At 71.0% G+C, this 8,825-nt stretch carries 8 protein-coding genes; 7 read left to right on the top strand and 1 reads right to left on the bottom strand.

All coding sequences use genetic code 11. From position 1 onward, the window contains the following. From AB0L33_RS32105 to araD, 3 genes are all read left to right on the top strand, one after another. Nucleotides 1–387 (top strand): FGGY-family carbohydrate kinase (locus AB0L33_RS32105; RefSeq protein ID WP_365687018.1); only part of this gene is annotated, 387 nt, incomplete at its 5' end. Nucleotides 388–452: 65 nt separating this feature from the next. Continuing rightward, on the top strand, nucleotides 453–1,961 hold the full coding sequence (araA, locus tag AB0L33_RS32100; protein WP_365687017.1) for an L-arabinose isomerase: 1,509 nt from the start codon (nucleotides 453–455) through the stop codon (nucleotides 1,959–1,961). Between the two features lie 35 nt (nucleotides 1,962–1,996). After that, entirely contained in the window at nucleotides 1,997–2,710 is a 714-nt protein-coding gene (araD, locus tag AB0L33_RS32095; protein WP_365687015.1) for an L-ribulose-5-phosphate 4-epimerase AraD, read from the top strand. A 24-nt stretch (nucleotides 2,711–2,734) separates the two neighbouring features. On the opposite strand, the gene AB0L33_RS32090 is transcribed toward araD, so the two are convergent. After that, nucleotides 2,735–3,775 (bottom strand): LacI family DNA-binding transcriptional regulator, encoded by a 1,041-nt coding sequence (locus AB0L33_RS32090; protein ID WP_365687013.1) that lies wholly within the window; start codon nucleotides 3,773–3,775, stop codon nucleotides 2,735–2,737. Nucleotides 3,776–4,112: 337 nt separating this feature from the next. Here AB0L33_RS32090 and AB0L33_RS32085 point away from each other — a divergent pair, with 337 nt between their 5' ends. The 4 genes from AB0L33_RS32085 to yjfF all read left to right on the top strand — a co-directional run bounded on the left by AB0L33_RS32085 (nucleotide 4,113) and on the right by yjfF (nucleotide 8,665). After that, nucleotides 4,113–5,066: an ABC transporter substrate-binding protein gene (locus AB0L33_RS32085; RefSeq protein ID WP_365687024.1), complete on the top strand. Its 954-nt coding sequence runs from the start codon at nucleotides 4,113–4,115 to the stop codon at nucleotides 5,064–5,066. A gap of 67 nt (nucleotides 5,067–5,133) precedes the next feature. Then, nucleotides 5,134–6,681, top strand: a complete 1,548-nt coding sequence (locus AB0L33_RS32080) for a sugar ABC transporter ATP-binding protein (RefSeq protein WP_365687011.1) — start codon at nucleotides 5,134–5,136, stop codon at nucleotides 6,679–6,681. After that, the gene (locus AB0L33_RS32075; RefSeq protein WP_365687009.1) at nucleotides 6,678–7,685 is read left to right on the top strand and encodes an ABC transporter permease; all 1,008 of its coding nucleotides are present in this window, start codon (nucleotides 6,678–6,680) and stop codon (nucleotides 7,683–7,685) included. Before AB0L33_RS32080 ends, AB0L33_RS32075 begins: the two co-directional genes overlap by 4 nt. Beyond that, nucleotides 7,682–8,665 (top strand): galactofuranose ABC transporter, permease protein YjfF, encoded by a 984-nt coding sequence (yjfF, locus tag AB0L33_RS32070; RefSeq protein ID WP_365687008.1) that lies wholly within the window; start codon nucleotides 7,682–7,684, stop codon nucleotides 8,663–8,665. The genes AB0L33_RS32075 and yjfF overlap by 4 nt, the downstream gene beginning before the upstream one ends. Nucleotides 8,666–8,825: the final 160 nt, after the last annotated feature.

Genomic DNA, 8,825 nt, shown 5'->3' with positions numbered 1-8,825 from the left:
GTGGAGGCGTTCGAGGCCGGCGGGATCCCCGTCGAGGAGTTCATCGTCACCGGCGGCCTGAAGAAGAACGCCCTGCTCATGCAGATCTACGCCGATGTCCTGCGCCGCCCCGTCTCCCTCGGCACCTCCGAGCAGGGGCCCGCCCTCGGCTCCGCCATCCACGCCGCCGTCGCCGCGGGCGCCCACCCCGACGTGCGCACTGCCGCCGCCGCGATGGGAAGCGTCCAACGCCACGCCTACACCCCCAACCCGGCCCGGGCCGACGCCTACGACGCGCTGTTCAACGAATACCGCGCCCTGCACGACCACTTCGGCACCGGCGCCGACCTCCTCCTGCACCGCCTGCGCCGAATCCGCAACACAGCACGCACCACCACCACGGCCTGACCGGCACACCACCCCACAGACCCGCACCACCTCTTTCCCCAGCACAACCGAGGAGCACACCCGACATGACGCTCGCCCAGCCCGACCGTGAGATCTGGTTTCTCACCGGCAGCCAGGCCCTCTACGGCGACGAGACCCTGGCCCAGGTCGCCGAACAGTCACGGTCCATCCGCGACGCCCTCGCGGACCAGCCGCAGATGCCCGTGCGCGTGGTCTGGAAGCCGGTGCTCACCGACGCGGCCGCCATCCGCAGGGTCTGTCTCGACGCGAACGCCGACGACCGGTGCATCGGTCTCATCGCCTGGATGCACACCTTCTCCCCGGCCAAGATGTGGATAGCCGGCCTCGACGCGCTCAGCAAACCGCTGCTCCACCTGCACACCCAGGCCAACCGCCAACTGCCCTGGTCCACCATCGACATGGACTTCATGAACCTGAACCAGGCCGCCCACGGCGACCGCGAGTTCGGCTTCGTGCAGACCCGCCTCGGCGTCCCCCGCAAGACCGTCGCCGGCCACGTCACCACCCCCGAGGTGGTCGACCGCGTCGCCGGCTGGGCGCGCGCCGCCGTGGGCCGCGCCGAACTCGCCGGGCTCAAGCTCGCCCGCTTCGGCGACAACATGCGCGACGTCGCCGTCACCGAGGGCGACAAGGTCGAGGCCCAGCTGAGGTTCGGCGTCTCCGTCAACACCTACGGCGTCAACGACCTGGTCACCGCCGTCGACGCCGCCGACGAGGACACCGTCACCGCGCTCGTCAAGGAATACCAGGACCGCTACGCCCTCGCCCCCGAGCTGCGGCCGGGTGGCGAGCGCCACGACTCCCTGCGCTACGCCGCCCGCATCGAGGCCGGGCTGCGCGCCTTCCTCACCGAGGGCGGCTTCCGCGCCTTCACCACCAACTTCGAGGACCTGGGCGGCCTGCGCCAGCTGCCCGGGCTCGCCGTCCAGCGCCTGATGGCCGACGGCTACGGCTTCGGCGGCGAGGGCGACTGGAAGACCTCGGTCCTGCTGCGCACCCTCAAGACCATGGCGCACGGACTGCCCGGCGGCACGTCGTTCATGGAGGACTACACCTACGACCTCACGCCCGGCCAGGAACTCATCCTCGGCGCCCACATGCTGGAGGTCTGCCCCTCGCTCACCACGGCGACCCCCAGCTGCGAGATCCACCCGCTCTCCATCGGCGGCCGGGAGGACCCGGTCCGGCTGGTCTTCGACGCGGACCCCGGCCCCGCCGTGGTCGTCGGGCTCGCGGACATGGGCGACCGCTTCCGGTTCGTCGCCAACCACATCGACGTCGTCACCCCGCCCGAGCCACTGCCCGCACTGCCGGTCGCCCGCGCCGTGTGGCGGCCCAGCCCCGACCTGCGTACCTCCACCGAGGCGTGGCTGACGGCCGGAGCACCGCACCACACCGTCCTCACCACCGCTCTCGGCGGCGAGGAGCTGGAAGACCTCGCCGAGATGCTGCGCACCGAACTCGCCGTCATCGACCGGGACACCACCATCCGGGGCTTCACCCGCGAACTGCGCTGGAACCAGGCGTACCACCGGCTGGCCCAGAGCCTGTGACCGCCGCCGACACCTCGACCAGGACGGAGCCTCCCGTGGCCGGGACCGTATCGAACGAGCTGCGCCGAGAAGTGCTCGAAGCCAACCTCCGCATCCCGCGGGCCGGGCTCGCCACCCTCACCTGGGGCAACGTGAGCGGGGTCGACCGGGAGGCCGGGGTCTTCGTCATCAAGCCGTCCGGGGTCTCCTACGACGCGCTGGGCGCCGACGACCTCGTCGTCGTCTCCCTGGCCGACGGAAGCGTCGTGGAGGGCCGGCTGCGCCCGTCCACCGACACCGAGACCCACCGCAGCCTGTACCTGGCCTTCCCCTCGATCGGCGGGGTGACCCACACCCACTCCACCCACGCGGTCGCCTTCGCCCAGGCCCGGCGCCCCATCCCGGTGCTCGGCACCACCCACGCCGACACCTTCAACGGGCCCGTCCCGGTCACCGCCGCGCTGACGCCCGAGCAGTGCGCCAAGGACTACGAGTACAACACCGGCCAGGTCATCGTGGACCTACTGGAGCGCGACGACACCCGGGCCGCGGAGGTGCCCGGCGCCCTGGTCGCCCACCACGGGCCGTTCACGTGGGGCGCCGACGCCACCAAGTCGCTGGAGCACGCCATCATCTGCGAGGCGGTCGCGGAGATGGCCCTGCACACCATCGCCCTGGGCGCGGTGGAACCCCCGCGACACCTGCTGGACCGCCATTTCACCCGCAAGCACGGCCCGGGCGCCTACTACGGCAACCCCGGAGCCGCGTGAACCACCGCCGCCCGCCGGCCCCGCTCAGCGGCCGGCGGGCGGACGCACGCTCTCCCGGCGGACGAGCTCCGGGGTGATGACGGGCTGCGCGGCCTGCGGCTCGGTGCCGTTGATCAGCCCGAGCAGGAGGTCGAGCGTCGTGGCGGCGACCGCGCCGAAGTCCTGGCGCACGGTGGTCAGCGGGGGAGAGTAGTACGCCGACTCGGGCACGTCGTCGAACCCGATGATGCTCACCTGGTCCGGGACCGAACGCCCCCGCTCGGTCATGGCGCGCAGGGCGCCGAGGGCCTGCTGGTCGTTGGCCGCGAAGACCGCGGTGACCTCGGGCATCCGGGCCAGCATCTGCCCCGTCCGGTACCCGGAGGCGGCGGACCAGTCGCCCGTGCTGACCGGAGGCACCTCCGCCCCGGCCTCCTGGAGCGCCCGGCGCCAGCCGCGGATGCGGCCCGCCGCGTCGAACCAGTCCGGCGGGCCCGAGATGTGCCACACCGTCTCGTGGCCCGCCTCCAGCAGGTGCTTCGTCGCCTCGTACGCGCCCTGTTCCTGGTCGACGGCCACCATCGGCGCACCGCGCTCGGGGTCGCCGTCGATGGTGACCAGGGGGACCTCCGCGGGCACCCCGGCCAGCGCGGCGTCGGCCGACGCGGTGGGCGCTATGACCACGATCCCGGCCACGCGCTCGTCGCGGTGGCGCTCGACGGCGGCGGTGATCGAGGACGGCCCCAGCTCGGACACCCGGTGCACGCTCACCGCGAATCCCTGGCGGGCGGCGGCGATCTCGAACGCGGCCAGGAGCGAGGAGGGGCCGTACAGCGTGGAGTTCTGGGCGATGACGCCGATCAGCTGCGAGCGCCCGGTCACCAGGGCGCGCGCCGCGCGGTTGGGCCGGTAGCCGAGCTCCTTCACCGCCGCGAGCACCCTCAGCCGGGTCTGCTCGCGGACGTTGGGGTGGCTGTTGAGCACCCGGGACACCGTCTGATGCGACACGCCCGCGAGCCGTGCGACGTCGGTCATCGCCGGTTCCCGCACCACCGGACTCGTCACCGTGGCGTCCTCCACACCCATCTCCTCCCGAGGCCGACCGCCCCGCCCCGGCTCTCCGCCGGCCGCGGGCGATCCGCATTGCCTTCAATCTACGCCCCGGCCAAGGTACGGACCCCTCGGAGAACGGGCCGCCACCGCCCCCGCCGAGGCCGCTCCCCATCGGCCGGTGGATACATAGTGAGCGCTAACAGTCTCGTCCACAACAAGTAAGCGCCGATGCCGAATTGTGGTTTCCCCAGGGGTTGACGCGGTAAATGTTAGCGCTCACTGTTGACGCCCGTGGCCCCCGATCGCAGAGGTCGGCGGCAGGGACGCACGGTTCACGATGGAGGACGACGCTGTGTTCAAGAGAATTGCCATGGCCGGCTGCGCGCTGGCGCTGGCCACACTGACCGCCTGCGGGAGCGGTGACGGCGGCGGCGGGTCCAAGGGATCCGGCGGCGACAAGCTGGTCATGGGCTTCGCCCAGGTGGGCGCGGAGAGCGGCTGGCGTACCGCCAACACCAAGTCGGTACGGGAGTCGGCGAAGAGCGCCGGCATCGAGCTGAAGTTCTCCGACGCGCAGCAGAAGCAGGAGAACCAGATCAAGGCCATCCGCTCCTACATCCAGCAGAAGGTCGACGTGATCGCCTTCAGCCCGGTCGTGGAGACGGGCTGGGACGCGGTCCTGCTGGAGGCCAAGCGCGCGAAGATCCCGGTGATCCTCACCGACCGGGCCGTCGACTCCGAGGACACGTCCCTGTACAAGACGTTCCTCGGCTCCGACTTCGTCGAGGAGGGCCGCAAGGCCGGCAAGTGGCTGACCGAGAACGCGAAGGGCCCGGTCAACGTCGCGGAGATCCAGGGCACCACGGGCGCCGCACCGGCCATCGACCGGCAGAAGGGCTTCAAGGAGGCCATCGCCGGGAAGTCGGACATCAAGATCGTGGCCTCGCAGAGCGGTGACTTCACCCGGGCCGGCGGCAAGCAGGTCATGGAGGCGCTGCTGAAGTCGCACCCCGACATCAACGTCGTGTACTCCCACAACGACGACATGGGCCTCGGCGCCATCGAGGCGATCAAGGCGGCCGGCAAGAAGCCCGGCACCGACATCAAGATCATCACCGTGGACGCGGTCAAGGCCGGGATGCAGGCCCTCGCGGACGGCGAGATCAACTACATCGTGGAGTGCAACCCCCTCCTCGGCGACCAGCTGATGGACCTGGCGAAGAAGGTCGTCAAGGGCGAGGAGGTCCCGGAGCGCGTGGTCACCGAGGAGACCGCCTTCACCTCGGAGCAGGCGGCGAAGGTCCTCAAGGACCGGAAGTACTGACAGGCGCCGCGGCCCCGCCACCGGGACGGGTGGCGGGGCCGCTCCCCCCTTGACGAAAGCACGGGTCATGACCGATTCCCCAGCGGCCGGCGCCAGTCCGGTCGTCGACATGCGCGGTATCACCGTCGAGTTCGCCGGCGTCAAGGCGCTCGCGGGCGTCGACTTCCGCCTGTTCCCCGGTGAGGTGCACGCACTCATGGGCGAGAACGGGGCGGGCAAGTCCACCCTGATCAAGGCGCTCACCGGCGTTCACCGCCCGGCGGCCGGCACCATCCGGCTGCACGACGAGCCGGTCGAGTTCACCACCCCCGGCCAGGCGCAGGCCGCCGGGATCAGCACCGTCTACCAGGAGGTCAACCTCTGCCCGAACCTGTCGGTGGCCGAGAACATCCTGCTCGGTCACGAACCGCGCAGACTGGGCGCCATCGACGGCCGGGCCATGCGCGCCCGCGCCACCGGACTCCTGGCCCGCATCGGTCTGACCATCGACCCCGGCTCCGTACTGAGCAGCCACTCCATCGCCGTGCAGCAGCTGGTGGCCATCGCCCGGGCACTCGTGGTGGACGCCCGGGTGCTGGTCCTGGACGAGCCGACCTCCAGTCTCGACAGCGACGAGGTCGAGGAGCTGTTCCGCATCGTGCGCGTGCTGCGGGACGAGGGCGTGGCGATCCTGTTCGTCTCGCACTTCCTGGACCAGGTCTACGAGCTGTCGGACCGGATGACGGTGCTGCGCAACGGCACGCTGGTGGGGGAGTACCTGCCGAAGGACCTCGACCGGATGGCGCTGGTGTCCGCGATGCTGGGCCGTGAGCTCGGTGTGCTGTCCGAGGTCGAGCGCCGCTCGGAGGAACGGGCCCCGGGCAGTGCCCCGGTCCTGTCCGCCCGCGGCCTCGGCCGGGCCGGTGCGATCGAGCCGTTCGACCTGGACATCCACGAGGGCGAGGTCGTCGGCCTGGCCGGGCTGCTGGGGTCCGGCCGGACCGAACTCGCGCGGCTGCTGTGCGGCGCCGACCGCGCCGACAAGGGCACCCTCTCCGTCGGCGGTGAGACGGTACGGGCGCGGGGCCCGCGCTCCCTCATCGCCAAGGGGGTCGCCTTCTGCTCCGAGGACCGCAAGGCCGAGGGCGTCGTCGCCGATCTGAGCGTGCGCGACAACCTGATCCTCGCCACCCAGGCGTCCCGGGGCTGGGCGAGGCCGGTGCCCCGGCGCACCGCCGAGGCGATGGTGGCCGAATACATCGAGCGGCTGGACATCCGGCCCGCCGACCCCGACGCCGTCATGGGCAACCTCTCGGGCGGCAACCAGCAGAAGGTGCTGCTGGCCCGGTGGCTGGTGACCCGGCCCCGGCTCCTCATCCTGGACGAGCCCACCCGGGGCATCGACGTCGGCGCCAAGGCACAGATTCAGAAGGTGGTCGCCGAACTGGCGGCCGAGGGCATGGCGGTGCTGTTCATCTCCGCCGAACTGGAGGAGGTGGTACGGGTGTCCGACCGGGTCGTGGTCCTGCGGGACCGGCACAAGGTGGCCGAACTGTCCGGCGGTGACGTCTCCGTGGACGCCGTCATGTCGGCCATCGCGGCCGACGCCCACGCGGACACGGCGGTGGCCTCGTGATCCGCGGACGTCTGCTCTGGCCGCTCGTCGCGCTGGCGGGCCTGCTCCTGCTCAATGTCTTCTTCACCCACTCCTTCTTCGAACTCCGCATCCAGGACGGCCACTTGTACGGCAGCCTGGTGGACATCCTCCGCAACGGCGCCCCGACCATGCTCATCGCCGTGGGCATGACCCTGGTCATCGCCACCCGGGGCATCGACCTGTCCGTGGGTGCGGTCGCCGCGATCGCCGGCGCGATCGGCTGCACCTGGATCGCCGACGGCGGGGACGTGCCCACCGCACTCCTCCTCGCCCTGGCCGTATGCGTGCTGCTCGGCCTGTGGAACGGCTTCCTGGTCTCCGTCCTCGGCATCCAGCCGATCATCGCGACGCTCGTCCTGATGACGGCCGGACGCGGCGGCGCGATGCTGCTCACGGAAGGCCAGATCGTCACCGTCGACAACGCCGCGTACCGCAAGATCGGGGCGGGCTTCCTCGTCCTGCCGATCGCGATCCTGATCAGCCTCGCGGTCCTCGGCGGCGTCGCCCTGCTGACCCGCCGCACCGCCCTCGGCATGCTGATCGAAGCGGTGGGCGCCAACCCCGAGGCCAGCAAGCTCGCCGGGGTCCGCTCCCGCACGATCACCTGGACCGTGTACGTCTTCGCCGCGTTCTGCGCCGGTGTGGCCGGACTGATGATCAGTTCCAACGTCAGCGCCGCCGACGCCAACAACGCCGGTCTGTGGATCGAGATGGACGCCATCCTCGCGGTCGTCATCGGCGGCACCTCGCTCGCCGGGGGCCGTTACTCGCTGGGCGGCACCCTCGTCGGAGCGCTCGTCATCCAGACGCTGACGACGACCGTCTACTCCATCGGCGTGCCCACCAACGTCACCCTGCTGTTCAAGGCGGTCGTGGTGATCGCCGTATGCCTGCTGCAGTCCCCGCGCACGGCGCGGATCATCGGCGGCCGGCGCAAGCCCTCCGTAACCGCACCCCGATCCCAGAAGGTGGCCGCCGGATGAGCACATCGGCCCTCTCGTCCGTACGACCGCGGCTTCCCCAGCGCTTTCTGCCCGTCGTCGCAACCGTCGTGGTGTTCGCGGTGACCTTCGGCATCGGCTCGGTGCGCTACCAGGACTTCGCCTCCGGCCAGGTCGTCGCGAACCTCTTCATCGACAACGCCTTCCTCATCGTGCTCGCCGTGGGCATGACCTTCGTCATCCTCACCGGCGGCATCGACCTCTCCGTGGGCGCCGTCGCCGCGCTGTCCACCATGATCGCCGCGTCCACGCTCCGGGCCGGCTGGCCGGTGCTGCTCTCCGTCCTCGCCGTCCTCGTCTCCGGCACCGTCCTCGGCCTGCTGATGGGCCTGGTCATCCACTACTTCGACGTGCAGCCGTTCATCGTCACGCTGGCGGGGATGTTCCTGGCCCGGGGCCTGTGCTTCCTCATCAGCGTCGAGTCGGTGTCCATCACCAACACGTCCTTCCGTGACTTCGCCACCGGCACGATCGTGCTGCCCGGCGATGTCACGCTCACCTACAGCGTGCTCGTCGCGCTGGCCGTGGTCGCGGCGGCGGTGTACGTCCTCCACCTCACCCGCTTCGGGCGCACGGTGTACGCGGTCGGCGGCAGCGAGACCTCGGCGCGGCTCATGGGCCTGCCCACCACGCGGGCCAAGGTCGGCGTCTACGCGGTGAGCGGCTTCTGCTCCGCCCTGGGCGGCCTGCTGTTCGCGCTGTACATGCTCTCCGGCTACGGCCTGCACGCGGTCGGCATGGAACTGGACGTCATCGCGGCCGTGGTCATCGGCGGCACCCTGCTGGCCGGCGGCGTGGGCTACGTGGCCGGGTCGACGGCCGGCGTCCTGGTCCTGGGCACCGTACAGGCGCTGATCTCGTTCGAGGGCACCCTCAGCTCCTGGTGGACCAAGATCGTCATCGGCGTCCTCCTGCTGGCCTTCATCGTCCTCCAGCGCCTCATCGTGCGGCAGCCCCGCTGACCGGCCCGGAGGGGAATTCAACGAATTGCAATAATCTGCAATTACATACATCCTTAGGTCCTGTGCGGGCGGGCGACCGCCCGCACAGCCCTGGTCGCGCTCGGGCCGCCGGGGGGACCGGCCCGAGGAGGGGACGTGCTCGTTCCGCTGCACCCCGCCC

This window comes from Streptomyces sp. NPDC052299, assembly GCF_040679335.1.
Taxonomy (GTDB): domain Bacteria; phylum Actinomycetota; class Actinomycetes; order Streptomycetales; family Streptomycetaceae; genus Streptomyces.
This window is presented reverse-complemented; position numbering and strand designations above follow the sequence as displayed.

Coding starts and splice junctions, on each gene's coding strand:
- araA (WP_365687017.1), top strand. CDS start 453: ATGACGCTCGCCCAGCCCGACCGTGAGATCTGGTTTCTCACCGGCAGC.
- AB0L33_RS32090 (WP_365687013.1), bottom strand. CDS start 3,775: ATGGGTGTGGAGGACGCCACGGTGACGAGTCCGGTGGTGCGGGAACCG.
- AB0L33_RS32085 (WP_365687024.1), top strand. CDS start 4,113: ATGGCCGGCTGCGCGCTGGCGCTGGCCACACTGACCGCCTGCGGGAGC.
- AB0L33_RS32080 (WP_365687011.1), top strand. CDS start 5,134: ATGACCGATTCCCCAGCGGCCGGCGCCAGTCCGGTCGTCGACATGCGC.
- yjfF (WP_365687008.1), top strand. CDS start 7,682: ATGAGCACATCGGCCCTCTCGTCCGTACGACCGCGGCTTCCCCAGCGC.